Source organism: Vibrio sp. 1641 (genome assembly GCF_033339995.1).
Taxonomy (GTDB): Bacteria; Pseudomonadota; Gammaproteobacteria; order Enterobacterales; family Vibrionaceae; genus Vibrio; species Vibrio alginolyticus.
This window is the reverse complement of sequence record NZ_JAWOVP010000058.1, coordinates 1-1024: the sequence shown is the minus strand read 5'-3', so window position 1 is coordinate 1024 and position 1024 is coordinate 1. Positions and strand designations below refer to the sequence as shown.

Sequence of the window (1024 nt, the reverse complement as noted above, 5' to 3'; positions counted from 1 at the left end):
TTAGACCTTGCTGGTTATCACAAATGGGACGAAAGTCAGCACTTCAATTCTCTTTTCGAACACCTTGTTCAGGTGGGCAATGCCTGGCTGGAGCCGCGTTACCTCTTTGATACTGCTATTGAATTCCTAACCAGTCACAGCATTGCTATCCCTAGGTACACCGTACTCAAGAGACTGATAAGCAGAGCGATGCAGCAGGTCAGAAAAGACCTGGCGCACCAACTTAATCAACTCACCAGTCCTGAACTTCACGTCTTTCTGGACAGCATAACAGCCATTGATGACGGACTAAGCCTGAACCAGCTCAGAGGCGGTGCAAAAAGTCTGACCGTACCTGAACTTAAAAAAGAGCTTGCCCTTTATCATCAGTTAGCGCCATGGCGCACGCAAATCAATGGCGTTATCGATGGGCTTAATCTGTCTCTTAAAAATCGACAACACTTCGGTGAGCTCATCAACTATTACGGTAGTAAACTCAAACGATTCAAACGCGCACAGCAGCATCTATGGTTGCTATGTCACCTGACAGAGCGGATACAACTGGCACTGGAACGGTTAACTGATGGGTTCATTTACCATATCCGCAAGCAACAAGAAGCTGCCAACACCTTTGCACAACAAGCAGTGTTCCTGTCCTGGCAGTCAGCCGCGGACAATGTCACGAAAGCGGCAGAGTTACTGCATCTGTTTGTGGATGAGAACATTGATGATAATCAACCCTTCTCAGTAGTCAGACAACAGGCATTGAAGGTCATGAATGACAGGGATATCCAGACCCTCTGCCTTTACCTGAAAAAACAGAAACGGACCGTGGAAGAGTACCAGTGGCAATATTATGACGAACAACGAAACCTTCTGGAACAGTTGTTAAGACCAGTGTTCCTGTGCCTTGAATGTGAGGCCGGTAAAGGCTCAGAAGCCGTCGTCGCCCAACTTCAAAAGATGCAAACGGAAATTGTATCCGGTGAATCACTGATGACAATGGATACGTCGCTTATCCCCAAAAAGCACCTCCCATGGCTGG

General features: G+C 47.4%; 1 protein-coding gene. It reads left to right on the top strand.

Annotated elements, in window-relative coordinates:
• A partial coding sequence (locus R7Z47_RS24135; protein ID WP_318130672.1) for a DUF4158 domain-containing protein occupies nt 1-1024 on the top strand: 1024 nt, incomplete at both ends.